25 protein-coding genes are annotated in these 24,037 nt (G+C 61.3%); 9 read left to right on the forward strand and 16 right to left on the reverse strand.

Annotation, left to right across the window (positions count from 1 at the left end):
- Position 1: 1 nt before the first annotated feature.
- The gene (locus LRO94_RS13930; RefSeq protein WP_179179028.1) at positions 2 to 1,063 is read right to left on the reverse strand and encodes an aromatic ring-hydroxylating oxygenase subunit alpha; all 1,062 of its coding nucleotides are present in this window, start codon (positions 1,061 to 1,063) and stop codon (positions 2 to 4) included.
- 137 nt (positions 1,064 to 1,200) lie between these two features.
- Positions 1,201 to 2,688 carry an aldehyde dehydrogenase family protein gene (locus LRO94_RS13935; protein WP_179179027.1) on the reverse strand — a complete coding sequence of 496 codons (1,488 nt, stop codon included), beginning with the start codon at positions 2,686 to 2,688 and terminating at the stop codon, positions 1,201 to 1,203.
- A 262-nt stretch (positions 2,689 to 2,950) separates the two neighbouring features.
- Between LRO94_RS13935 and LRO94_RS13940 the strand changes: the two genes are divergently transcribed.
- The 6 genes from LRO94_RS13940 to LRO94_RS13965 all read left to right on the forward strand — a co-directional run bounded on the left by LRO94_RS13940 (position 2,951) and on the right by LRO94_RS13965 (position 9,280).
- On the forward strand, positions 2,951 to 4,120 hold the full coding sequence (locus LRO94_RS13940) for a p-hydroxyphenylacetate 3-hydroxylase oxygenase component (RefSeq protein WP_032891364.1): 1,170 nt from the start codon (positions 2,951 to 2,953) through the stop codon (positions 4,118 to 4,120).
- Between the two features lie 56 nt (positions 4,121 to 4,176).
- On the forward strand, positions 4,177 to 5,109 hold the full coding sequence (locus LRO94_RS13945) for a p-hydroxyphenylacetate 3-hydroxylase reductase component (protein WP_122753245.1): 933 nt from the start codon (positions 4,177 to 4,179) through the stop codon (positions 5,107 to 5,109).
- Positions 5,110 to 5,519: 410 nt separating this feature from the next.
- The gene (locus tag LRO94_RS13950) at positions 5,520 to 7,019 is read left to right on the forward strand and encodes an APC family permease (RefSeq protein WP_122681059.1); all 1,500 of its coding nucleotides are present in this window, start codon (positions 5,520 to 5,522) and stop codon (positions 7,017 to 7,019) included.
- Positions 7,000 to 7,584: a DUF3156 family protein gene (locus LRO94_RS13955; RefSeq protein ID WP_179180070.1), complete on the forward strand. Its 585-nt coding sequence runs from the start codon at positions 7,000 to 7,002 to the stop codon at positions 7,582 to 7,584. Before LRO94_RS13950 ends, LRO94_RS13955 begins: the two co-directional genes overlap by 20 nt.
- Before the next feature lie 118 nt (positions 7,585 to 7,702).
- Positions 7,703 to 8,665, forward strand: coding sequence for a transcriptional regulator FeaR (gene feaR, locus LRO94_RS13960; protein WP_179179026.1), 963 nt, complete (start codon positions 7,703 to 7,705; stop codon positions 8,663 to 8,665).
- A gap of 15 nt (positions 8,666 to 8,680) precedes the next feature.
- On the forward strand, positions 8,681 to 9,280 hold the full coding sequence (locus LRO94_RS13965) for a TetR/AcrR family transcriptional regulator (RefSeq protein ID WP_122681058.1): 600 nt from the start codon (positions 8,681 to 8,683) through the stop codon (positions 9,278 to 9,280).
- Between the two features lie 62 nt (positions 9,281 to 9,342).
- On the opposite strand, the gene LRO94_RS13970 is transcribed toward LRO94_RS13965, so the two are convergent.
- From LRO94_RS13970 to LRO94_RS13995, 6 genes are all read right to left on the reverse strand, one after another.
- Positions 9,343 to 10,113 carry an SDR family oxidoreductase gene (locus tag LRO94_RS13970; protein ID WP_179179025.1) on the reverse strand — a complete coding sequence of 257 codons (771 nt, stop codon included), beginning with the start codon at positions 10,111 to 10,113 and terminating at the stop codon, positions 9,343 to 9,345.
- A complete protein-coding gene (locus LRO94_RS13975) occupies positions 10,106 to 10,906 on the reverse strand; it encodes an SDR family NAD(P)-dependent oxidoreductase (protein WP_179179024.1) in 801 nt (266 codons plus the stop codon). Before LRO94_RS13975 ends, LRO94_RS13970 begins: the two co-directional genes overlap by 8 nt.
- Positions 10,899 to 11,720 carry a molybdenum cofactor biosynthesis F family protein gene (locus LRO94_RS13980; RefSeq protein WP_179179023.1) on the reverse strand — a complete coding sequence of 274 codons (822 nt, stop codon included), beginning with the start codon at positions 11,718 to 11,720 and terminating at the stop codon, positions 10,899 to 10,901. The genes LRO94_RS13975 and LRO94_RS13980 overlap by 8 nt, the downstream gene beginning before the upstream one ends.
- Before the next feature lie 84 nt (positions 11,721 to 11,804).
- Complete coding sequence (locus LRO94_RS13985; protein WP_179179022.1) at positions 11,805 to 12,464, reverse strand: helix-turn-helix transcriptional regulator; 660 nt, start codon at positions 12,462 to 12,464, stop codon at positions 11,805 to 11,807.
- A 56-nt stretch (positions 12,465 to 12,520) separates the two neighbouring features.
- Positions 12,521 to 12,886: a cupin domain-containing protein gene (locus tag LRO94_RS13990; RefSeq protein WP_032891378.1), complete on the reverse strand. Its 366-nt coding sequence runs from the start codon at positions 12,884 to 12,886 to the stop codon at positions 12,521 to 12,523.
- A 31-nt stretch (positions 12,887 to 12,917) separates the two neighbouring features.
- Complete coding sequence (locus tag LRO94_RS13995; RefSeq protein WP_179179021.1) at positions 12,918 to 14,216, reverse strand: NAD(P)/FAD-dependent oxidoreductase; 1,299 nt, start codon at positions 14,214 to 14,216, stop codon at positions 12,918 to 12,920.
- 238 nt (positions 14,217 to 14,454) lie between these two features.
- On the opposite strand from LRO94_RS13995, the gene hpaR (LRO94_RS14000) reads away from it, so the two are divergent.
- Entirely contained in the window at positions 14,455 to 14,877 is a 423-nt protein-coding gene (gene hpaR / locus LRO94_RS14000; RefSeq protein WP_032891381.1) for a homoprotocatechuate degradation operon regulator HpaR, read from the forward strand.
- Positions 14,878 to 14,979: 102 nt separating this feature from the next.
- Here the strand turns inward: hpaR (LRO94_RS14000) and hpaI are convergent, their stop codons facing one another.
- From hpaI to LRO94_RS14040, 8 genes are read right to left on the reverse strand one after another with little or no spacing between them, the layout of a single operon-like run.
- Positions 14,980 to 15,783 carry a 4-hydroxy-2-oxoheptanedioate aldolase gene (hpaI, locus tag LRO94_RS14005; RefSeq protein ID WP_179179020.1) on the reverse strand — a complete coding sequence of 268 codons (804 nt, stop codon included), beginning with the start codon at positions 15,781 to 15,783 and terminating at the stop codon, positions 14,980 to 14,982.
- A gap of 14 nt (positions 15,784 to 15,797) precedes the next feature.
- The gene (gene hpaH, locus LRO94_RS14010) at positions 15,798 to 16,601 is read right to left on the reverse strand and encodes a 2-oxo-hept-4-ene-1,7-dioate hydratase (RefSeq protein WP_032891384.1); all 804 of its coding nucleotides are present in this window, start codon (positions 16,599 to 16,601) and stop codon (positions 15,798 to 15,800) included.
- Between the two features lie 12 nt (positions 16,602 to 16,613).
- Positions 16,614 to 17,918 carry an MFS transporter gene (locus LRO94_RS14015; RefSeq protein ID WP_179179019.1) on the reverse strand — a complete coding sequence of 435 codons (1,305 nt, stop codon included), beginning with the start codon at positions 17,916 to 17,918 and terminating at the stop codon, positions 16,614 to 16,616.
- 52 nt (positions 17,919 to 17,970) lie between these two features.
- Positions 17,971 to 18,363: a 5-carboxymethyl-2-hydroxymuconate Delta-isomerase gene (locus tag LRO94_RS14020; protein WP_179179018.1), complete on the reverse strand. Its 393-nt coding sequence runs from the start codon at positions 18,361 to 18,363 to the stop codon at positions 17,971 to 17,973.
- A gap of 45 nt (positions 18,364 to 18,408) precedes the next feature.
- Positions 18,409 to 19,266, reverse strand: coding sequence for a 3,4-dihydroxyphenylacetate 2,3-dioxygenase (gene hpaD / locus LRO94_RS14025; protein ID WP_032891387.1), 858 nt, complete (start codon positions 19,264 to 19,266; stop codon positions 18,409 to 18,411).
- A 48-nt stretch (positions 19,267 to 19,314) separates the two neighbouring features.
- Positions 19,315 to 20,775: a 5-carboxymethyl-2-hydroxymuconate semialdehyde dehydrogenase gene (gene hpaE, locus LRO94_RS14030; protein WP_032891388.1), complete on the reverse strand. Its 1,461-nt coding sequence runs from the start codon at positions 20,773 to 20,775 to the stop codon at positions 19,315 to 19,317.
- Between the two features lie 5 nt (positions 20,776 to 20,780).
- Positions 20,781 to 21,551, reverse strand: coding sequence for a fumarylacetoacetate hydrolase family protein (locus LRO94_RS14035; protein ID WP_179179017.1), 771 nt, complete (start codon positions 21,549 to 21,551; stop codon positions 20,781 to 20,783).
- Positions 21,552 to 21,562: 11 nt separating this feature from the next.
- The gene (locus LRO94_RS14040) at positions 21,563 to 22,222 is read right to left on the reverse strand and encodes a fumarylacetoacetate hydrolase family protein (protein ID WP_179179016.1); all 660 of its coding nucleotides are present in this window, start codon (positions 22,220 to 22,222) and stop codon (positions 21,563 to 21,565) included.
- A gap of 181 nt (positions 22,223 to 22,403) precedes the next feature.
- On the opposite strand from LRO94_RS14040, the gene hpaA reads away from it, so the two are divergent.
- Positions 22,404 to 23,309 carry a 4-hydroxyphenylacetate catabolism regulatory protein HpaA gene (gene hpaA, locus LRO94_RS14045; protein WP_032891391.1) on the forward strand — a complete coding sequence of 302 codons (906 nt, stop codon included), beginning with the start codon at positions 22,404 to 22,406 and terminating at the stop codon, positions 23,307 to 23,309.
- Between the two features lie 183 nt (positions 23,310 to 23,492).
- Entirely contained in the window at positions 23,493 to 23,915 is a 423-nt protein-coding gene (gene hpaR, locus LRO94_RS14050) for a homoprotocatechuate degradation operon regulator HpaR (RefSeq protein WP_032891392.1), read from the forward strand.
- Positions 23,916 to 24,037: the final 122 nt, after the last annotated feature.

A 24,037-nucleotide genomic window follows, 5' to 3' on the forward strand; every position in this document is an offset into this window, starting at 1 on the left:
TTCAGGCGGTGGTGGTGGCGATCAGTTGCGGTTCGAGGGCGCGTTCCTTGGCAATCAGTCGCTCCAGGATCTTGCGTGACTGCACGCCACCCGCGTCGATATTCAACTTGAGCAGGTTGCGCTGCGGATGGGCCAGCAGGTTCTGTTGCTGGCGTTCGAGCATTTCCAGGTCTTCGCTGAAAATCTTGCCCTGGCCCTCGCGAATGCTTGCGGTCAGTGCCTCATCGTGGGGGTTGAAGTTGCGCGCCATGCCCCAGAAGTACCAGATCGAGGTCTCGGTTTGCGGGGTGATGAAGTCGACCACAATGCTCGCAGCCTTATGCTCGGGGGCGGCGTTATAGCCACCCTTGCCGGCGTGGGCCACGCCGACCTCGATCAGCACATGGCTGGGCGGGGTGAAGCGGCAGATCTGCCAGCGGTCTACCGGCACGTCATCGGCCAGGTTGTTGCCACGCAAGGCCATGCGCCAGAACGGCGGGGCCATGATGTTTTCCATGTGCCGGGCAGTGACGACCTCATCGCCGTCCACCGTGGTCACGGGCGGCGCTTCGTCGATTTCCTTCTGGCCGATGCTGGAGGCGTGCACGTAGGTTTCGTGGGTCAGGTCCATCAGGTTGTCGATCATCAGGCGGTAGTCGCACTGGATATCAAACAGCCCGCCGCCATAGGCCCACTGGTCACTCTCGGCCCATTCCAGATGGTGGATCAGCGCCGGGTCGGCCTGGGCCTGATCGCCGGGCCACACCCAAATGAAGCCGTAGCGTTCAACCGCGGCAAAGGTCTTGTTGCACGGAAAGCCGCGTACCCGCTGACCGGGCATTTCCACGGTCTTGCCGTCGCCGCCCATGACCAGCCCGTGGTAGCCGCAGACCAGGTTGCCGTTCTCGACATAACCCAGCGACAGCGGCGCACCGCGATGGGGGCAGAAGTCCTCGACCGCCACCACGGCGCCTTCCTGGCCACGATAAAACACCATTTTTTCGCCGCAGATCTGACGACCCAGGGGCTTGTGCGCGATTTCATCGGGGGTGCAGGCGACATACCACGTGTTCTTGGGGTACATGATGACTCTCCAGGCAACGGATTATTTTTATTTAATGGATCCATTAAATGGGCCGTAGGATGGAGAGTCAATCTTGCATTGATATTTTGTTGGGCGATTATCGGTCGATATGCACCAGTGGATCCAATAAAGTGTTTTCAGTAGCGAATCATCACCGACTTCAGCTCGGTGTAGTCATCGATGAACGCACTGCCGAACTCCCGGCCTATCCCCGAGGATTTGTTGCCGCCAAACGGCACCGCCGGGTCCAGCATCGTGTGCATGTTCACCCACACCGTGCCGGCCTCGATGGCGGGCACCATGCGCAGGGCCTTGCCCAAGTCGTTGGTCCAGAGGCTGGCGCTCAAGCCGTAGGGCGTGTTGTTCATCAAGGCCAGCAGTTCTTCTTCGTTGTCGTACGGCAAGAACGTGGCAATGGGGCCGAAGGTCTCTTCGTTGAGCAGGGTGTCGTTGACGCTGTTGGCGAGGATGATCGTCGGTTCGACGTAACAGCCAGGACGGTCGATCAGGTTGCCCCCGTGAACGATGCTGTTGTTTTCGGCGCGGGCTTTGGCGAAGAACTCGCCGAGTTTGAGTTGGTGCTGGCGGTTGGTGACCGGGCCGAATTCGGTGCGCTCATCCAGGGGTGAGCCGATGTTCAGCGCGCTCAGGCGCTGGGCCAGTTTGCCCATGACTGCTTCGATCTGCGAACGGTGCACAAAGAAGCGTTCGGCGGCGGCGCAGATTTGCCCGGAGTGCAAAAAGCCCGCTTCGATGATGCCGTTGACGGCCTTGTCCAGGTCCACATCGCGCAGGAACCCGGCCGAGTTTTTCCCGCCCAGCTCAAGGGTGGCCCGGGTCAGTCCGGCGCCCATGGCACTCTGGCCCACCGCAATCCCGGTCGGCACGGAGCCGGTGAACGACACCTTGTCGGTACCGGGGTGTTCGATCAGGCCTTTGCCTACGCTGCCGCCGCCGGTCAATACGTTCAGCGCACCGGCGGGAAGGCCGGCGTCAATCGCCAGCTCGGCGATGCGCAGGATGGTCAGCGGCGTGAACTCGCTGGGCTTGATGATGATGCTGCAACCGGTCACCAGCGCCGAGGCGAGTTTCCAGATGGCGATCATGGTCGAGAAATTCCACGGCACGATGCCGACCACCACCCCGACCGGTTCGCGCAGGGTGAACGCTGTGTAGCGCTCGCCGGCGAAGGAGGGCAGCGACGGGGTGATGGTCTGGCCGCTGATCTTGGTAGCCCAGCCGGCGTAGTAACGCAGGAAATGCGCGGCCTGGTCGACTTCGAAAGCACGGGAAATCTGGATGATCTTGCCCGACTGGCAGGTTTCGATCTGTGCCAGTTCTTCGCGGTGTTGCTCCAGCAGGTCGGCCAGCTTGAGCAGTACATTGCCGCGCACCGCCGGTGCGACCTGCGACCACTGCTTGAAGCCTCTGCTCGCCGACGCCACGGCTGCGTCGATGTCGGCCTGGTCGGCGTCGGCGACATCGGCGATGACCTGGCCGGTCGCCGGGTTGATCACCTCCAACCGCTGGCTCGAATGGCTCTCGACGTAGCCACCATCGATGAACAACGTATGGTTTCGACGGAGGAAGGCTTCAACCTGGGGCAGCAGTGGAATATCGCTCATGGGTTTTTCCTGGTGGCAGACATTGAAAAGCCCGAGGTTAATTGCAGTGGCCGGAACGGGCTTGACTCTGGCTGCCGAGTGGCATGTCTGTGGCTGCCAACGCCTGTGCGCGACGGATCAGCCTGAGCCTTTGAAAAGTACAATCTTGACTCTGGAAGGTGCATGTTCGGCCGGCAAACTGCGCTCCATACTGGCCCTGCATCCGGCGCCACGCCTCGCTTTTTGGGGTTGCCCGGACATCCAATAATAAGCAGGGCCATCCATGAAAAAGCCAAACCCGCTCCTCGAAGACCTCAAGTCCGTCTTGCCGACCATTGCCGCCAATGCCTTCCAAGCCGAGCAGGATCGCAAGGTGCCCGCCGAGAATATTGCGCTGCTCAAAGGCATCGGCCTGCACCGTGCGTTCCAGCCCAAGGCGTTCGGTGGCATGGAGTTGTCGCTGCCACAGTTTGCCGACTGCATCGCGTTGCTCGCCGGAGCCTGCGCCAGCACGGCCTGGGCCATGAGCCTGCTGTGTACGCACAGCCATCAACTGGCACTGTTTTCTGCCCAGTTGCAGCAGGAAGTCTGGGGATTGGACCCGAATGCCACGGCCAGCAGCAGTATCGCGCCGTTCGGTCGCACCGAAGAGGTTGAGGGTGGCGTGCTGTTCAGCGGTGAGATGGGTTGGAGCAGCGGCTGCGATCACGCCGAATGGGCGATTGTCGGATTCCGTCGGCCCAATGCCGAGGGCACTCAGGATTACTGCTTTGCGGTGCTGCCGCGCAGTGACTATCAGATCCGCGATGACTGGTTTGCGGCGGGCATGAAAGGCAGCGGCACCAAGACCTTGATCATCGACAAGGCCAGGGTGCCGGAGCACCGTATCCAGAAGGCCAAGGACATGATGGAAGGCAAGTCCGCAGGCTTCGGCTTGTACCCCGACAGCAAGGTGTTCTACTCGCCGTATCGACCCTATTTCGCCAGCGGTTTTTCCACCGTGAGCCTGGGCGTCGCCGAGCGGATGCTGGAAGTGTTCCGCGAGAAGACCAAAACGCGAGTACGCGCCTACACCGGTGCCGCAGTCGGTGCCGCCACCCCGGCGCTGATGCGCCTGGCCGAGTCGACGCACCAGGTGGGCGCCGCGCGAGCGTTCCTGGAAAAGACCTGGGCCGAACACGCTGAGCACAGTGAGCAGCAACGCTACCCTAGCCGCGAAACCCTGGCGTTCTGGCGCACCAACCAAGCCTACGCCACCAAGATGTGCATCCAGGCGGTGGACCGCCTGTTCGAAGCCGCTGGCGGCAATGCCTGGTTTGAACATAACGAGATGCAGCGCCTGTTCCGCGATTCGCACATGACCGGCGCCCATGCCTACACCGACTACGACGTCTGTGCACAGATCCTCGGGCGTGAGCTGATGGGCCTGGAGCCCGATCCGAGCATGATCTGAACCCGCTTTTGAAAACAACAATAGGGGCTGCGCATGACGCAGTCCGGGAGTCTTGCATGTCTGAATCGACCTTCGACCCACGGGCCTTTCGCCGCGCCCTGGGCAACTTCGCCACGGGCGTCACCGTGGTCACCGCCGCTGACGCCTGCGGGCGCAAGGTGGGCGTTACCGCCAACAGTTTCAATTCGGTGTCCCTTGACCCACCGCTGGTGCTGTGGAGCATCGACAAACGCTCCAACAGCCATGAGGTGTTTGAGCAGGCCAGCCATTTCGCCGTCAACGTGCTGGCGGCGGACCAGATCGACCTGTCGAACAATTTTGCGCGGCCCAAGGACGATCGTTTCGCTGAGATCGAATACGAACCGGGAGAGGGTGGCGCGCCAGTGTTTGCCGATTGTGCGGCGCGCTTTCACTGCGAGAACTACCAACAAGTGGACGGCGGCGATCACTGGATCATGATCGGCAAGGTGGTGGCCTTCGACGATTTTGGCCGTGCGCCGCTGCTCTACCATCAGGGCGCCTATTCCATGGTCTTGCCCCATACCCGCATGACCAAACGTGACGAAAGCCAGCCGCCGAGCAGCCATTTCCAGGGGCGCCTGCGCCACAACCTCTACTACTTGATGACCCAGGCGGTGCGCGCCTACCAATCCAGCTACCAACCCCGACAGCTGTCCACCGGCCTGCGCACCAACGAGGCGCGGATGTTGATGGTGCTGGAGAACGACGCCCGCCTGAGCCCCGGCGACCTGCTGCGGGAAGTCGCGATGCCGGTGCGGGAGATCGATGACGCGGTGGCCAACCTCAAGCGCAAGGGGTTGGTGGATGATGATGAGCAGGGCGTGCATCTGACCGCTGCCGGTGTCGAGCAAACCGAAGATCTGTGGGCGATTGCACGGGAGCAGCAGGAAAAGGTGTTTGCCGAGTTCAGCCAAGCCCAGGTCGAAACGTTCAAGGCCGTACTTAAGCAGTTGATCAGCCAATGCTGATGGGCGTGTGAGTGTAAGCCGATCTGAAATGTTGCAGGGCTGGCGCTATAGGTGGTGAGCCGTTCACCGAGCGGGCAGACGCAGTCGGTCAAATGTGGGAGGGGGCTTGCCCCCGATGGCAGTGTGTCAGTCACTGATGTGATGGCTGATCCACCGCTATCGGGGGCAAGCCCCCTCCCACATTTTATGGGTGTTACACCTGATCAATTTGAGTTATCTGTTTACTTTGCCCGTGGCAGGCAGCAACAAAAGCGACGGCAGACATGGGCAAGACGCTCGATAGGTCATGGGCGCACAGTGATTTCGCTCGATGCCGTTTTGATCAGGGACTGGTTGGGGAGGGCGTTATCGCCGGCTCCCTGTAGGGCTCGATGCATCCACTAAGAAATCCGCTTTCGAGGATCCGCACCATGTCGATCAATGACCGGCTCACGCAGCATTTGAAACGAGGCAGCGTCGGCTTTCCAACCGCGCTGGCCAGCACCATTGGCCTGATCATGGCCAGCCCGGTGATTCTTACCGCGACCATGGGTTTCGGGATCGGCGGCAGCGCCTTTGCGGTGGCCATGCTGATCGCAGTGGTGATGATGCTGGCCCAGGCGACTACCTTTGCCGAGGCGGCTTCGATCCTGCCGACCACCGGTTCGGTCTACGACTACATCAATTGCGGCATGGGTCGATTCTTCGCGATCACCGGCACTTTGTCGGCGTACCTGATCGTGCACGTGTTCGCGGGCACGGCAGAGACCATTCTGTCCGGGGTCATGGCCCTGGTGAACTTCGAGCACCTCAATACCCTGGCGGAGTCGGCCGGCGGCTCCTGGTTGCTGGGGGTCGGGTTCGTGGTGGTGTTCGGCATTCTCAATGCTTTCGGCGTCAGTGCCTTTGGCCGGGCCGAGATCATCCTGACCTTCGGCATGTGGACCACGCTGATGGTGTTTGGCGTGATGGGCCTGATCGCCGCACCGGCGGTGCAGCTGGAGGGCTGGTTTGGTGTGTCGCTGGTGGGTACCGACCTGATCACCATTCTGTCGCTGGTGGGCATGGCCATGTTCATGTTCGTCGGTTGCGAGTTCGTCACCCCGTTGGCCCCGGATTTGCGCAATTCGGCCAAGGTCATGCCCAAGGCGATGATTCTTGGATTGCTGAGCGTGGCAACCTGCATGTTTATCTATGGCGCGGCGATGAAGCGCCAGGTCGAAAACGTGCTGCTGGACGCCGCGTCGGGCGTGCACCTGCTCGACACGCCGATGGCGATTCCCAAGTTTGCCGAGCAGGTCATGGGCCAGGTAGGCCCGCTGTGGCTGGGGATCGGTTTTCTGTTCGCGGGCGCCGCCACCATCAACACGTTGATGGCCGGTGTACCGCGAATTCTCTATGGCATGGCGGTGGACGGTGCGTTGCCCAAGGTGTTCACCTACTTGCACCCGCGCTTCAAGACGCCGCTGCTGTGCATCCTCGTGGCGATGCTGATCCCGTGCCTGTATGCCCTGTGGCTGGGTGGCAACACCGATAACATCATGCACCTGGTGCTGGCGGCGGTGTGTGCGTGGAGTTTCTCCTACCTGCTGGTGACGCTGTCGGTGGTGATCCTGCGGATTCGTCGCCCTGATCTGCCACGGGCCTATCGCTCGCCGTTTTTCCCGTTGCCGCAGATCCTGTCCAGCGTCGGCATCTTGCTGGGCATGTGGTTCATCACCCCACCGGGCATGAACCCCGCCGACATTTATGTGCCGTTTGGCGTGATGCTTGGGATCACCGCGAGCTATGCGCTGTTCTGGACACTGGTGGTGCAGAAGGTCAATCCATTCAAGCCCGCGTCGGTAGAAGACGTGCTGGCCAAGGAGTTTTCCCATGAGCCTGGCAACCCTCACCCTGGGTATATCGAGCATGCTGCAAAAGCTGTCTGAGCTGTTCAGTGCCAAACGTGCCCCGGCCGGTTATCGTCCCGGCGTCACGCTTGAGTACCTGCGACGCAACCTTGGCCTGGCGAGTTTTACCTCGACGGGGCCGACAAGCGCAGTGTTCGGTTTGGGCGATAGCGACGTGCAGGTGGCGGTTGGCGAGCGCACCGAATCGCAGTTGCTGATGCACTTGGTCATGACCGAATTCATGGTCAACGTGCCCGCCTCAGAGCAGGGCAATGCACGCTTCGAGCTGCACCACCGCGGGTCAATTCGGCGCACGGGGCTGGCATGTCGGCAACGCGCTGGTACGCCGAGCTTGCTGTCCAGGCTTGAGTCTGCGTTGACGCAGGATCAAGCCCTGCATCAAGCGTTGATGGCGCTGGACTTCAAGCGCCTGTGCATCGCACTGGACGGCCAGCAGTGGCACGTTCGGCTTGAACATATGGGCGGCAGCGAAGTGGTCAACCGCATGCCCGCGTTTCGTCGCTACATCGCCTTGAGCGGCGCGCAACGAGGGGCTTTGTTCGATGTTCTAGCGGGGTTACACCGGGTGCTGGGCGCGCTCTGATTTTTGGCGACTTGGCATCATTACTGCTTCCACAGTCGGTACTACGTACTTGTTGCGCCTATATAGATAACATGTTAACTATTGGCCAACAAAAACAAGAAGCCACTGTGGAGTTGCCATGAGCACCTATCAATCTGCGCACACTGGATTGGACACCTGGACTCAGGATTTGCGAGCGGCCTGTGGCCATTTCGACACTGAACTGGCCTTCAACCGTTCGCTGTTCATCGGTGAAGTCTCCACGCTCTCCCGTGGTTGCCTCTCACTGGCCTCCCTGCGGACCAATGCCGGCCTGATCAAGCGCCCACGGCCCAACGCCGATCACGACATGGACCAGCATTGCTTCCTCGTCAGCCAGCGCAGCGGCTATTGCCAGATCACCCAGAACGACGAGGTCATCCAGTTGGCCCCCGGTGACATGCTGCTGATGGATTCCACCGGTTCAATCGAAATCAGCCCCTTCGGCCTGATTGAACATGCATCCCTGTCTCTTTCGCGCAACGCAGTGTGCAAACAGCTGGGCAACGCCTCGAAAACCTTCGGCAAGATCTCGTCGAGCAAAGCCTGTGGGCGGATGCTCCATGTGTTGATGGACCAACTGTGCAGGGAAGGGCTGGACGGCCAGGATTCAGAGGAAGAGGCGCAGGCACTGCAGGCGGCCTTTGTCTCCTTGCTGGGCTCGGCGTTTGACGCGCATGACACCCAAGGTGACAGCACCGCCTCGTTGCACGGCAGCAACCTGCGCAGCTATGTGCAGAAAGTCATTGATGAGTCCCTGACCCAACCGGGCCTGAGCCCCGTGGGCCTGGCCAATCGGCTGAACATCTCGGTGCGACACTTGTACCGCCTGTTTGAAGAACAGGACGACAGCGTCTGCCGCTACATCCAGCGGGCGCGGCTAAAGCGTAGCGCGGATGACCTGACCAACCCGTTCCTCAAGAGTGAGTCGATCACCTCGATTGCCTATAAGTGGGGGTTCACCGATTCGGCTCACTTCAGTCGCTCGTTCAAGAAGCAATTCGAGCTGTCGCCCAAGGACTTTCGTTCGACCCATCTGCAGCAAGCGGTCGGTGCGGCGTAGGTTGTCCATCGATCAATGAAAGCGCTCAGCCTGTCGGCCAGTAACATTTGTGCGGTGGCGGTCGAACACTTTGCCGATCATGGGTATGACGCCTCGTCGCTGAACGATATCGCGGTGGGAGCGGGTATGCGCAAGGCGTCGTTGTATGCGCACTTTGTGAGCAAGGATGCGCTGTTTCAGACGGTCTTCCAGATTGCCCTGGATCATGAACATCACTCTATCGCTGGGTGCTTTCAGGACGAGGCCGGGTACACGGGGATGCCGGGTTATTTGCACCTTGAGCGCTTGATCGGCCGCTATGAAGGCTCTGCGCATCTGCGCTTTCTGTTGCGTACGGCGTACTTTCCGCCGGCGCGGATTCGCAGCGTGATTACCGCGGGATTCGAGGGGTATCTGGCCTGCATACGCGAGGGTTTTCAGCATGCAGCGCGCAGTCGGTACAGCCGGGTAGAGCCCGAGGCGCTTGAGGTGTTTTGTGATGCCTATCTGGGGATTGTCGACAGCTTGCATGTGGAGTTGATTTATTCGACGGCTCAGGGGTACGTCAAACGGCTAGCGGCGTTGTCGCGAGTGTTCGGTGACTCACTGTCGATGCTCGAAAGGGCCGAGCGCTAGATCAACCTGCGGGAGGGGGCAAGCCCCTCCCGCAGTTGATTCGGTTTACAGAGACACAGAGGTTATTTCACCTCAGGTAACGTCGATCCGCCATCCACCACGAGGGTCTGGCCAGTGATGTAGGCGGCCAGGTCAGACGCCAGAAACAACATGGCTGCGGCAATATCTTCCGGCGCGCCGAGTCGTCCCAGAGGAACGCGGCTGGCGATGTCGGCGTTGACTTGTTCGTCGCCCAGATTGCCCATGGCCGGCGTGGCGATCATCCCTGGCTCGACGCCATTGACCCGCACTCCGTCGCAGGCCAACTCCAGCGCTGCGTTGCGGATAAAACCGTTGACCCCGGCTTTGGACGCCGCGTAGTGACTGAGGCCGGGATAGGCAACCCGTGGCCCGGTGACCGATGACGTGACCAGCACACAGCCACCGCCCTGGCGCTGAAACATGGGCAAGGCGGCCTGGGTCAGCCAGAACAATGCGCAGAGGTTGACCGCCAGGGTGCGTTCCAGGACGGCGGGGGTGATCTGCGCGAAGGGTGTCAGCGGGAAATAGCCGGCGTTGTGCACCAGAACATCCAGGCGGCCCCAGTCCAGGTCTATGGTCCTGATACCGTCGAACACGGCAGCGGCGTCAGCCAGATCAAGTTCCATGGCCTCGACCTGACAGCCTCGCACGCGCAGCGCTTCGGCCAGCGCTTGGGCTTGCACCAGGCGCAGGTCGGCGATCATCACGCGCGCGCCGCGCCAGGCAAACGCCTCGACAATGGCCTGGCCGATGCCTTGGGCGCCGCCGGTGACCAGCACGGTTTTGCCGCTGAAATTTAAATCTTCAGGCATGGGCGTTCTCCATATGGGCATAGGCCAGCGTCGGCACATCCACGATGCTCGAACCGCCGTCGGCGACCACGCTTGCGCCGGTGATGATTGAGGCGTCAGGGCTGGCGAGGAACCGGCACACTTTGGCGATTTCGTCAGCGCTGGCGGGGCGGCGCAACGGTACGTCGGCGCATACGCGGACATAGGCTTGCTGCAACGTGTCGCCGTAAGCCTCCATCAAGGGCTGCATTTCCTGATCGGCCATCGGCGTGGTGACCCAGCCGGGGCACACCGCGTTTACCCGCACCCCACGCGGCCCGTAGTCCCGTGCCAGCGAGCGGTTAAGCCCGAGCAGCGCATGCTTGGCGGTGGTGTAGCTGCACACTTCAGGCCCGGCGGCAAGGGAGGCGATGGAGCCGAGCAGCACGATATTGCCGGCGCTTTCGATCAGCAGCGGCAGGCAAGCCCGGGCGCTGTAAAACGCGCTGTCCAGGTTGCTGCGCAACGCGGCTTCCCAACTGGCCGGGCTGGTTTGGCTGGCACTGCCCACGCCATGCCCACCGGCACACGCCAGCAATACATCAAGGCGGCCATGGCGCGCGCGAATCTGCGCGATAAAGCCTTCCCAGGTGTCCGGGCAGGCCGCATCGCCGACCAGGATCAGGCCACCAGTTTGGGCCGCCACCTGCTCCAACGGCTCGCGACGCCGGCCGATCAGGACCAGATTGGCCCCTTCGGCGGCGTACAGCCTGGCGCAGGCGGCGCCGATGCCGGTGCCGGCGCCCGTGATGACGACGGTTCGTGGATCAGGCATCGGGATACTCCGTACGGTTGAGTACCTGGCAGTAGGAACTGACCGGAAAGTTCGACAGCTCAGCAAAGGACGCGTCGGCATAGCCGAAGATCTTGCCGTCGCTGCGGTGCTGTTGCAGGTCGATCAATACCAGGCCCAAGGTCGGGATGATCTTTTCGCGCCAGACAAACAGGTACAACTGGTCGGCGATCTTGTAGTAGTGGCAGCGGTCGGTATCGCACAGGCCTTGCTCCACGCCCTTGATGCATTGCCAGGCGTAGAACTGATCGTTCAGGTAGATGTGCTCGTAGACTTCGCTCGGGCTGTAGCGGTACAGGTTGCGCAAGCCGGTCAGCTCCTGGGTCGGCGCGTGGGGGCAATGGCCGGGTTGCCAGGGTTGGTCCAGGCTGCCGTGGAGGAAATCCACCTCAACCGAGGTCAACGCTTTGCCGGCCAGGGCGCGGCTGTAGAGGCCTTCTTCGGTGTGCTCGCGGCGCGGCATGCGGCCGATCACGGCGGTGAACGACGACGTGGCGGTGTCCAGCACCAGGCTGATCGACCACGCCTGGCCGGCTTCGTGTTTGATGAAATCGACCAGGTACAGCCCCGGTCGCACCGATGTAGCGCGGTACGCGGCCGAACCGCTGGAGTGGCCGTCGGCGGCGTGCCAGTGCAGCGCGTCGGCTTCAAAGCGATGCTCGATCTGCCAGCCGTTGGCAAAGTGCAGGGTGAAGGTTTTGCCGTTGAGGTCGGCGAGGTTGGGCAGGATGAACGCTGCGGGGGCGAAACCGTCGGCGAGGGCGCCTACGGTGATCCAGTCGGATGGGGTGGTCATTGCATGGCTCCGGTGGGTTGAATGGACAACCCGGAGCATGAGGTGGAGCAGGGCGCGCGCCTATCAACCGAAGGGTTGAGCCCGCTACAGAAACAGCGCCGCCACCAGTTCGGTGCGGCTGCTCACGCCCGCCTTGCGGAACAGGTGGATCAGGTGGGTCTTGATGGTGGGCAGGCCCACGTTCAGTTCCAGGGCCAGTTGCTTGTTGCTCGCGCCTTGACGCAATAACCACGCGATCTGGCGCTCCTTGGGCGTGAAGGCGGCGAATGCATCCTCACAGGGCTGCATATTGGCCACTGCCATTTGCAGCAGGGCCTGCAAGGCAGTGAGCTGCGCCAATTGGTCGGGGGTGAAGGCGCCTTGTTCGGCAGTGCGCAGTAACGAGATGGCCGCCTGGGGTTGGTCGGCGCGATGGGCAACGATCTCCACCACATCGATTACACCGTAGCGCTGCAGGAAGTCGCGATAGCGGCGGCTGTCACGCTGGGGTTGGCGGGCCATGGCCAAACCCAGCGGCACCACGGCCAGCCCGGTGGACAGGCAATTGCGCGGCTGCAACGGGTCGAATTGCCGGTAGTTGTCCAGGTAGTCGCGGTGCATCTCGCCAGTCATGCCTTGCAGTTGGAAATCGCGGGCTTGGAGTTGGCGGTCGACACAATAAAACGCGGCCTGGCTGGCGGGGACGAGCTGGGTGAAAGCCTGCAGGCAATGGCCGGCGACTTCCTGAGCGGGGATGGCGTGCATGGTCGGTCACCTGCGCCGGAGAAAATGCTGCCGACCGAAGCCGGCAGGCAGAACCATCAAACAACCGCGAAATAGTGCTTCACAAAGCTCTCGCTCACGATCTCCCACAGCACCGGCGTGCCCTTGGTCACGAACCAGCTGTCGCCGGCCTTGTAACGGCTGCTCTGGCCGGTGCTTTCATCGGTCAATACCACTTCGCCGGTGACCACGGTGGCCTGTTCGGCAAACGGATAGACCATGCGGAACTTGCCTTGGGTGGTGCCGAAATAGGCACTGCTGACCGGGTCGGTCGGTGCGCCAAAGGTCATTTTGCCGAAGGCGTTGACTTCACCTTCGAGGATCTCGGAACCAAGGTCGGCGACGGTGCCCCAGGCATCGAGGTCGGATAATTGGATGTCTTTCTTGAGCGTCGTAACGGGCATGGCAGTTCTCCTGAGAATGAAACGGTGGGAATCAACGGCGACCGTTGAAGTAACCCGACAGTTGATGAAGGCTTTTACCGGCGGTCAGCAGCAGTGGGCGGATATGGTCCTTGCCCAGGATCTGCGCATGCTTGACCGAGCTGATCAGGTCATAGCGCGATGAACCCTCGCTCATGCCTTCGGCCAGGACCTTGCAGATGATGTGGCTGGGCGTGACGCCAAAGCCGGCGTAACCCTGCACATAGAAGGCGTTGGGGCGACCACTGAGGGTGCCGATCTGCGGAAACAGGTTGGCCCCGGTCGCCATCGGCCCGCCCCACGCCAGGTCGATCTTCACGTCCTTGAGGTACGGGAAAATCTTCAGCATCAGGTTGCGGTTCCAGGCTTTGAGGTCCAGCGGGATGTGCTCGACAAACGGCGTGGCGGCACCGAACAGCAGGCGGTTTTCATTGGTGACGCGGTAGTAGTCGATCACCGGCCGAATATCGCTGTAGGCGCCGCGTATCGGGCTGATGCGATGGATCATCTCGTCCGACAACGGTTCGGTCATCAACTGAAAGGCGTAGGTGTTAACGGTCGTCTTGTGCAGTTCGGGTTCGAGCTTGTTGAGGAAACTGTCGCAGGCCCACAGCAACTTGGACGCCTTGACCGAGCCGCGGCCGGTGCGCACCGTGATGCGGTCGCCATAACTGACGTCCAGGGCCGGGCTGTGCTCAAAGATGCGCACGCCATGGCCGGCCAGTGCCTTGGCTTCGCCCAGCAGCAGGTTGAGCGAATGCACGTGGCCGCCGCCCATGTGCAGCAGCGCGCTGGTATAGGCGTCGGAACCGATGATCTGCTTGACCTCGGACCCTGCCATAAAGCGGATTTCGTCTTTGGTATTGATCGACTTGAAGTCTTTCTCCCAGGCGCGCAGGGTTTTTTCCTGGCGGGCGTTGAAGCCCATGTAGCCGTAGCCGTGGCAGAAGTCGGCGTCAATCGAGTATTTGGCGATGCGGTCCTTGATGATCCCGGCGCCCAGCTCGCTGATTTCAAAAATCTGGCGCAGGCCTTCGTCGCCCACTTGTTGCTTGATCTTTTCAAGGTCATGGCCGATCCCCGCCATGATTTGCCCGCCGTTGCGACCCGTGCCACCAAAACCCAGGTAGCGCGCTTCCAGCACCACAATATTGGTGATGCCTTTTTCAGCGAGTTCCAGCGCGGTGTTGATGCCGGAGAAACCGCCGCCAATCACTACCACATCCGCTTCCACGTCCTGTTCGAGGGTTGGGAAACTGAGGTTGTATTTTTTGGTTGCCGAGTAGTAGGTCGGCGTTTCGATATTGATCATGGCGCAGCCTGGAAAAGTGAAGGGGAACTCACTGCAGAGCCGACAAGAAGCTCTGTGCCTGTTGGGGTGTATTAACTGCCTTCCGAGCGGTAGGTGTCTTGATTCTGTGTGCCGTCGGTCTTGACCCTGGCTGCCACTGTCCACCCTGGAGCCGGCCAGGCGGTAAAGCGGCACACGGTGATCAGTCGCGGGTGCTAGAATGTTGTTAATCTGTTAACTAATTGCGACGCCTGCACCCATGCCCAAACCGCGCCAATCCTTGACCCTTACTTTGCTCCAAGCGCGTGAAGCCGCCATGGGGTTTTTTCGTCCTTCGCTTAACCAACACGGTTTGACCGAGCAGCAATGGCGGGTCATTCGCATCCTGAGCCAGCACGATGAGCTGGAGATTAATCGTCTCGCGGAGCTTGCGTGCATCCTCAAACCGAGCATGACCGGTGTGCTGGTTCGTATGGAGGCCGCGGGCATGGTTGAACGGCGCAAGGCGCAGCAGGACCAACGGCGTGTGCTGGTGCGGTTGGCCGACAAAGGTCAGGCGTGTTTTGCCTCGATGAGTCAGTGCATGGAGGCGAATTATCAGCGCTTGCAGGCGGGCTTTGGTGAGGAGAAGTTACAGACGTTGCTGGCGTTGCTCAATGAGCTGAAGACGCTCAAGCGTTGATAGGGCTAACCCAGCGTCCTGCCGGGTTAGCCCACGGATTCAAGCCTGCGTTCGGCCAGCGTGTTTGCCGGCAAAGCCAAAGCAAACGCGAATACCGCAGCGTCAGTAGATAGCACCGGCAGTGCTTGTGGGCGCCGGTGCATCTTTGAAGGCCGCCGCGAGGCTTTGCAATCCGCGCATCAGCACGGTGGTGTCGACGCCCACTGCGACGAACGCCGCGCCCAGTTCGATGTAACGCCGCGCTAAGGTCTGGTCGGCGCTGAGGATGCCGGCGGCCTTGCCGGCGCTGCGGATACGGGCGATGGCGTGTTCAATCGCCGCCTGCACGTCAGGATGGCCGGGGTTGCCGCGAAAACCCAGCGAGGCGCTCAGGTCCGCCGGGCCGATAAACACACCATCCACGCCCTCTACCGCCGCAATCGCATCCAGGTTGGCCAGGCCTTCGCGGCTTTCGATCTGCACCAGCAAGCACATCTGCTCGTCGGCTTTGTCGAGGTAATCGGGGATGCTGTTCCAGCGCGATGCCCGTGCCAGCGCGCTGCCGACGCCGCGCACGCCGTTGGGCGGGTAGTGGATCGCCTTGACCAGTTCCCGTGCCTGCGCTGCGCTTTCCACCATGGGCACCAGCAAGGTTTGTACGCCGATATCGAGCACTTGTTTGATCAGCGCGGTGTCACCGATGACCGGGCGGATCACCGGGTGGCTGGGGTAGGGCGCCACGGCCTGGAGCTGGCCAAGCATGCCGCGCAGGTCGTTGGGCGCGTGTTCGCCGTCGATCAGTAGCCAGTCAAACCCGGCGTTGGCGGCCAGTTCTGCGCAATAGGCATCGGATAAACCCAACCACAGGCCGATCTGGGCCTCACCGCTGTGCAGGCGTTGCTTGAAGGTGTTGATAGGCATGTCCATCGAGCGATCTCCTGTTAAACGAAGCGGCAGGCAATCGAGCCAAGCATGTCGTAGTCGACATGAAAGGTATCGCCAGGGTTGGCCGCCACCGGCCGGGTGAAGGAACCGCCGAGGATGATTTGCCCAGGTTGCAGGGTCACGTCATACGCGGCGAGTTTATTGGCGAGCCAGGCCACGCCCTTGGCCGGGTGATTGAGCACGGCGGCCGATACGCCGGATTCTTCGATCACGCCATTGCGGTAGAGCACTGCCGGCACTTTGCGCAGGTCGATTTCGGTGGGGCGCACGGCGCGTCCGCCCATGACCACGCCCGCGTTGGCGGCATTGTCGGAGATGGTGTCAAACACCTTGCGGGTGGCGTTGGTGTGCGGGTCGACCTGTTGGATACGCGCGTCGATGATCTCCAGCGCCGGGATCACCCACTCGGTGGCGTCCAGCACATCGAACACCGTCACATTCGGGCCTTTAAGCGGTTTGCCCAGGATGAACGCCAACTCCACCTCGACCCTCGGCACGATAAAGCGCTCGAAGGGGATGTCGGTGCCTTCATCGAAGAACATGTCATCGAGCAGCGCGCCGTAATCCGGCTCGGTGATGTTGGACGACACTTGCATGGCGCGGGAGGTCAGGCCGATCTTGTGGCCGACCAGCTTGCGCCCGTCCTTGATCTTTTGGGCGACCCAGGCGCGCTGGATGGCGTAGGCGTCTTCGATCGTGATCGTCGGGTGCTCCAGGGAAAACTGGCGCACCTGTTCCCGTGACCTTTCGGCCTGGTCAAGACGGGCGGCGGCTTGCTGGATGAGCTGTTGATCAAGCATGACAAAGGTCTCTCAGTGAGGGTTGACGATGGCGGCCTGGGTGCGCAGCACCAGCAGGCCACCGAGTGCAATAAGCAGCGCCAGGGCGTAAAGGGCCAGGCTGGCGCTGTGGGTGGTGTCGCGCATCCAGCCAATCAGATAGGGCGCAAAGAAAGACGCGATGCTGCCGAAGGAACTGATCAAGGCGATGCCGGCGGCCTGAGTGGTGTTGGAGAGAAACGCCGGAGGTAACTGCCAGAACATCGGCAATGCCGCGCTGGCGCCCATGCCGGCGAGGATCAGGCCGCTCAGCACCAGGGTCGGGTTGGCCGGAGCGAGCCCGGCGATGGCAATACCGGCAGCCGCCATCAGCAACGGCACGCACAGGTGCCAGCGGCGTTCACACTGGCGATCCGACGAACGCCCGCAGCCGATCATGAAAAAGCAACCCGCCAGATACGGCACTGCACTGAGCAGTCCGACCTTGCCGTCGCTGCCGACCCCGGCGCCGTGGATCAGTGTTGGCATCCAGAACGCCAGGGTGTTGACCGCCAGCATCACCGCGAAATACACCGCCACCAACAGCCAGACTTGCGGGTTACGCAGAATCGCGGAGAACGAGGTGATCGATTTGCGCTGTTCTTCCTTCGTCAGTTGTTCGCGCAGTTGTTGCTTCTGCGCGAGCGTCAGCCAGGTAACGGTCTCGAAACTGTCCGGCAGGCACTTGAGCACCACCAGCCCGAGCAGGATGACCGGCGCGCCCTCGATGACAAACATCCACTGCCAGCCGCGCAGGCTGCCCAGGTCATGGAAGTGCTCAAGAATGCCGCCCGACAGTGGTCCTCCAATCACCCCGGCCATGGGCACCGCAATCGCAAACAAGGCGGTGACTTGCGCACGCCGACCAGCCGGGTACCAACGGTTGAGGAACACCAGGATGCCTGGGAAGAAACCCGCCTCGGCCACTCCGAGCAAAAAGCGCAGCACATAGAAGCCCGTGGCGCTGTCGACCATGAACATGCAGGTCGACAGCGCGCCCCACACCACCATCAACGTGGCGATCCAGCGCCTGGGACCCACACGGTCCAGGGCCATGTTGCTCGGTACGCCGAACAGCGCGTAAGCGACAAAGAACAGACCGGCGCCGAAGCCGTAGACCGTGTCGCTGAAATTCAGGTCGGCGCTCATCTGCATCTTGGCGAAGCCGATGTTGATGCGGTCGAGGTGGGCAAAGAGGTAGCAGATCAACAACAGCGGCATCAGCCGCCAGGTGATGGTGCTGTGGGTGCGGTCGCGGGCGACGCTGCCGAGGCTGTCGGCGATATTGGCTGTGCTCATGGTTTTATACTTTTTGTCTGAGAAGGCCGATGGAGTGAACGGGCAGGGCGTGCTAGCCCAGCTGGGCCTTGAGGAAGGCGTGCACGTTGTTCTGCTTGAAGTTGAGCTGCTCGTGCAGCTCGATCATTTCAAACGACAGGGCCAGCAGGCGTTGGGCCTGAAGCTCGGCAAAGTGCGCGGTGATCACCTCGAAGAGGTGTTCGGCGACTTGCTGACTGGTCGCCAGGTCGCGGCCATGGCCGACCTTGAGCGTCATGTGTACGAAGGCGTAGTCGTGCTTGCCGTCGGCCATGCGCCAGGTATCCAGGCGCACGCCACGGCTGCGGATGCCGCCCAGCGGGAACACACCGCTGTCGCCCAGGGTGGCATGGACTTTTTCAAACAGGGCAGGCAAGTCCGCCTGCTGCTCGATGTTGTCGGTGTATTCAGCGATGAAGTGGGGCATGAACGGCTCCTTCAGACCGCGCGGGGACACCGTGCGGCCATACGGTCAAACGGGGAAAATGGCGTTGATCTGCCCGGTGCCTGAGCTGCCGAACGGGGCGGTGATGATTTCGGCAGGCTTGTCGTAATCCGGCCCGCCGAGTAACCCGAGAAGCATCGCGGTGTCGTGCATCTTGCCTTCGCCGAAGCAGTGTTCGGCGTAGTCCGGAAGCATCGCGCAGAACTCTTTCCAGCGGCCTTGGCGCCAGAGCTCCACCACATGCAGATCGACCTGTTTGTCGAACTCGCGCGTCCAGTTATGGATATTGGCTTCGGCATTACGGTCGTCGGAGAACCGGTGCGACAGTGAGCCGGAAGCCAGCACCACGACTTTGCGGTCGCTCTTCTCGATGGCCCGGCGCACGGCGGCGCCGAACGTGAAGCTGTCTTGCAGGCGATGCCAGGCACACCAGGCGGCAATCGATACCACATTGAATTTCTGCGCGTCCGGTACGCCCATGTGCATGTAGCGCATCGGTACCAGGGTGCCGTATTCCAGCTCCAGGCTGGGGATGTTGTGGGCCAGGGTACGCACGTCGGCCGCATTGGCCTCGGCGGCGATCAACTCGCCAAGTTCCGGGCAGCCTGGGTATTCGTAGTCCATGTTCTTGATGAAGTGCGGCAGCTCGTTACTGGTGTAGGTGCCCTTGAAGTGCTCACCGCTGTTGACGTGATAGGCGCTGTTGACCAGCCAGTGCACGTCAAACACTACGGCGGTATCGGCGCCCAGTTCGCGGGCGCGGCGGCCGATCTCTTTGTGACCGGCAATCGCTGCTTCACGGCAGCCATGGTGCTTGCCGGGCAGCTCCGATAAATACATCGAGGGAACGTGGCAGATTTTCGCCGCCAGGACGACTTCGCCCATGATGATTCTCCTGAAATTATTGTTGTTGTCTTAGGGGGCTGGTGTGACTCAAACGCCCCAGCGTGGAATGTGATGGCTGCCCATCGAGATGCACACGTTCTTGATCTCGGCGAACACTTCGAAGCTGTACTGGCCGCCTTCACGGCCGGTGCCGGAGCCTTTCACACCGCCGAACGGCTGACGCAGGTCGCGCACGTTCTGGCTGTTGATGAACACCATCCCGGCTTCGATGCCATAGGCCAGACGATGCGCCTTGCCGATGTCCTGGGTCCAGATGTACGACGCCAGGCCATAGTCGGTTTCGTTGGCCAGTTTGAGGGCTTCGGCTTCGTCCTTGAAGGGAATGAGGCACACCACCGGGCCGAAGATTTCTTCCTGGGCAATACGCATGTTGTTGTTCACGTCAGCGAACACCGTCGGTTGGATGAACTGGCCTTTGCTCAAGTGCGCCGGCAAGTTGGCCGGACGTTCGAGGCCGCCGGCGAGGAGGGTGGCGCCTTCTTCGAGGCCGATCTTGATGTAGCCGGTGACCTTGTCGTAGTGGGCCTGGGTGATCATCGAGCCGACCTGGGTTTTCGGGTCTTGCGGGTCGCCGACGATCAAGCGTTTGGCGCGCGCAGCAAACTCGGCGACAAACTGCGGATAGACGCTTTCCTGGATAAAGATGCGGCTGCCGGCGGTGCAGCGCTCGCCATTGAGGGAGAAGATCGTGAACAGGGCGGCATCGAGGGCGCGTTCCAGGTCGGCATCTTCAAAGATCAGCACCGGCGACTTGCCGCCCAGTTCCATGGAGTACTTTTTCAGGCCGGCGGTCTGCATGATTTTCTTGCCGGTGGCGGTGCCGCCGGTGAAGGAAATCGCGCGCACGTCCGGGTGACGCACCAACGCATCACCCGCCGTTGCGCCATAGCCTTGGATCACGTTCAAGACGCCGTTGGGGATGCCGGCTTCGACGGCCAGGCGCCCCAGTTCGTTAGCGGTCAATGGCGACAATTCAGACATTTTCAGCACGGCAGTATTACCCAGCGCCAGGCACGGCGCGGTCTTCCAGGTAGCCGTCATGAACGGCACGTTCCACGGCGAGACCAGCGCGCATACACCCACTGGCTGGTACAGGGTGTAATTGAGCATCTGGTCATCGACCGGGTAGCTGTGCCCGTCCATGCGTGTGCAGACTTCGGCGAAGAAATCGAAGTTGTGCGAGGCGCGGGGGATCAGCACGTTTTTGGTCTGGTGAATCGGCAGGCCGGTGTCGAGGGTTTCCAGTTCGGCCAGGTGCGGCACGTTCTGTTCGATCAGTTCGCCCAGCTTGCGCATCAAGCGCGCACGCTCTTTGGCCGGTGTGCCAGCCCATTTGGGAAAGGCTTCCTTGGCGGCGGCCACAGCTTGCGCGACTTCCTCGGCACCGCCGCTGGCGACTTCGCCGATGGCTTCACCGGTGGCTGGGTTGTAGTTGACGAACACGTCTTTACTTTCGACCTCACGGCCGTTGATCCAATGTTTGATCATGCTGCTCAAGCCTCTTTACGGGCGTTGAAGAACGCCGCTTCGCTGACAATTCGATTGATCAGGCGGCCGACGCCTTCAACTTCCACGATCACTTCATCACCGGGCACCACATCGGCCAGGCCTTCCGGCGTGCCGGTGGCGATCATGTCGCCGGGCTGCAAGGTCATGAAGCTGGACAGGTATTCGATCAGGTAGGGGATGTCGAAAATCATGTCTCTGGTACTGCCTTCCTGGCGCAGTTCACCGTTGATCCACGTGCGCAGGGTCAGGTTGCTTGGGTCCGGCACATCGGCCACATCGACGATCCACGGGCCGACAGGCGTGGTGGCGTCGCGGTTTTTCACCCGCAGGTTGGGGCGGTAGTAGTTTTCCAGGTAGTCGCGAATCGCGTAGTCGTTGCACACCGTGTAGCCCGCCACGTAGTCCAGGGCGTCTTCGCGCTTGACGTTGCGCGCGGGCTTGCCGATGACGGCCACCAGCTCGCACTCGTAGTGCATGTAGGCGACGTTGTCCGGGCGCCATGTCACTTGGTTGTGACCGGTGTAAGTGCCTGGAGACTTAATGAAGGCCAGCGGCTCGGTCGGCGGCGTGAACGCCAGCTCGGCGGCGTGATCGGCATAGTTCAGGCCCAGGGCAAACATGCTGCCTGTGGCCGGTGGCAGCCATTGCACTTGATGTTCGGCCAGCAGGCGGCCATCGGCCAGGCGCACGGCGTTGTGGTCTTCGACATGGGCGAGGTGCACTTCGCCTTCAAACTGGATACGGGCGTGTTTCATGGAAGCTCCTGTTACTCGGCCACGACATGGTTGACGAGGCGGCCCAAACCGCTGATTTCGACTTCGACGGTGTCACCCGGCAGCACATCCACGCGACCTTCCGGAGTGCCAGTGACCAACACATCGCCAGCGTGCAGGGTCATGAACTCGCTGATTTCGGCGATGAGCAAAGGAATGTTGCGCACGAAGTTAGCCGTGGTGTTTTGCTGGCGAATCTCGCCGTTGACGTACAGCGTGATCGCCAGGCTGTGCGGGTCTGTGACTTGGGCGGTAGGGATCAATTCGGGCCCGACGGAACAGAAGCCATCCCGGCATTTGGCTTTGACGGCGGGGCGGTAGTAGCTGTCTTCCGGCAGGCTGAATTCATTGATGACGGTGAATCCGGCAACGTAATCGAGTGCGTCGCCCTGGCTGACGCGGCTGGCGCTCTTGCCCATCACCACGCCCAGGGCTGGGCCGGGTTGCAGGCGCTCGCCCTGGCCTGGATGCACCACCGCTGCACCGTGCTGATTGCGCGTATTGGGCGTCTTGATAAACAGCACCGGTTTGACCGGCGGCTTCTGATATGGAGGCTGTTCGAATTCGGCGAGGCGCTGCTTCAGCAGCCCTTGGTAGTTGAGCGCCACACCGAAAAGAGTGCCGGTCGCGACGTCATGCAAGGCATGGCTCATGCTTTCTCCTGGCAGAGCCATGGGGAGGCTCTGAATATTGTTAATGTGTTAACAGTTATAATTAAGATGTTAACTATCGTCAAGCGTGGCAGACTGTTCTCGCGGTGGTTGCGCTGCCCAAATCGGTGCAGGATGAGCGTGGCAGCACCCCGGCAATCAGAATAAAAATGAGTAGCGTGCGATGACCGACCGACAACCCATTCCCAACATCAACATTGGCCAGGTGTACGACCAGCGCTACAGCGACGCGCAGGTCCACTACGACCGGCTGGCCAACCTCGCGGGTTTCTTCGGGCGCAACATGCCGATCCACCGGCACGACCGGTTCTTCCAGGTTCACTACGTGAAAAGCGGTACGGTGCGGGTGTATCTGGACGACCAGCAATACGTCGAGTCGGGGCCGATGTTCTTTCTCACGCCGCCCACGGTGCCGCACTCCTTTGTGACCGAGGCCGACAGTGACGGGCATGTGTTGACGGTGCGCCAGCAACTGGTCTGGCAACTGATCGATGCTGATCCCAGCCTGGCGCCGGCGGGCGCGCAACTCCCGGCCGCGTGCGTGGCGCTGGCGCAGTTGGGCCTGCATGACGCGAGTGAGGTCCGTCGATTGGATTTTCTGTTCGAGGAACTCAGTGCAGAGGTCGAGGCCCAGCGCCCAGGGCACAGTGCGGCCCTGGACAGCCTGACGCGCTTGATCATGATCAGCCTGCTGCGGCTGTGCTCCCACTCGCTGAAAGCCACGCCTGCGCGGCACGAAGACTTGAGGATTTTCCACCGTTTCAACGAGCTGATCGAAGCGCACTACCAGCAACACTGGCCCTTGTCCCGGTATGCGCAAGGCATCGGGGTGACCGAGGCGCGACTCAACGATGTGTGCCGGCGCATCGCCGACCTGCCGTCCAAGCGCCTGATCCTGGAGCGGCTGATGCAGGAGGCCAAGCGGCTGCTGATGTTCACGGGCAGCTCCGCCAACGAGATCTGCTACCAACTCGGCTTCAAGGACCCGGCCTACTTCAGTCGGTTTTTCCAGCGCTACGCACAGCTCACTCCGGGGGAGTACCGCCAGCGACAATTGGGGCTGCGTTGAGACAGGCATGGGGAACTGCGCCTTGATCTTGTTGATCTTGTAAGGATCAGCATGACCAGCGCAGCGGTGCGACAGAATGGCTTTTACACGGAACCGATTGCACTTTTCACAGGCTTGCGCGCGGCTTGCACGGACAGGCCGGCGACACTAAGCTGCCGACTCGCCCCCTCAAGTGGTGCCGATATGGCCAACCCCCGACCTTCGCTGACCCTGACCTTGCTGCAAGCCCGTGAAGCCGCAATGGCTTTTTTCCGACCCGCCCTGAACCAGCACGAACTGACTGAACAACAGTGGCGCGTCATTCGCATACTGCGCCAGCAGGGGGAACTTGAAAGCCATCAACTCGCCCAGCAGGCATGCATTCTCAAACCGAGCATGACTGGCGTGCTGAGTCGCCTGGAGCGTGACGGCCTGGTGCGTCGGCAGAAGTCCAGCCAGGATCAGCGCCGCGTGTTCGTCGCCCTCACCGAACGCGGTCAGCAGTGCTTCGTTTCCATGAGTGAAGGCATGGAAAGCAACTACCAGAAAATCGAGGAACAGTTTGGCGCGGAAAAAATGGAGCAACTGCTGGGTTTGCTCAACGAGCTGAAAAACATAAAGCCTTGATGGGCTAAATTTAGTTAATAAGTGAATGTGTTCGCCCCGCGCAGCACCGATCGCTATCCGTTTTCGGCACAAATGTGCCGCATCACCTGAGTTCGGAATGGAACTTGCCTTGTACCTGACCG

Origin of the sequence: Pseudomonas sivasensis, assembly GCF_021391435.1 — a bacterium.
GTDB classification, from domain to species: Bacteria; Pseudomonadota; Gammaproteobacteria; order Pseudomonadales; family Pseudomonadaceae; genus Aquipseudomonas; species Aquipseudomonas sivasensis.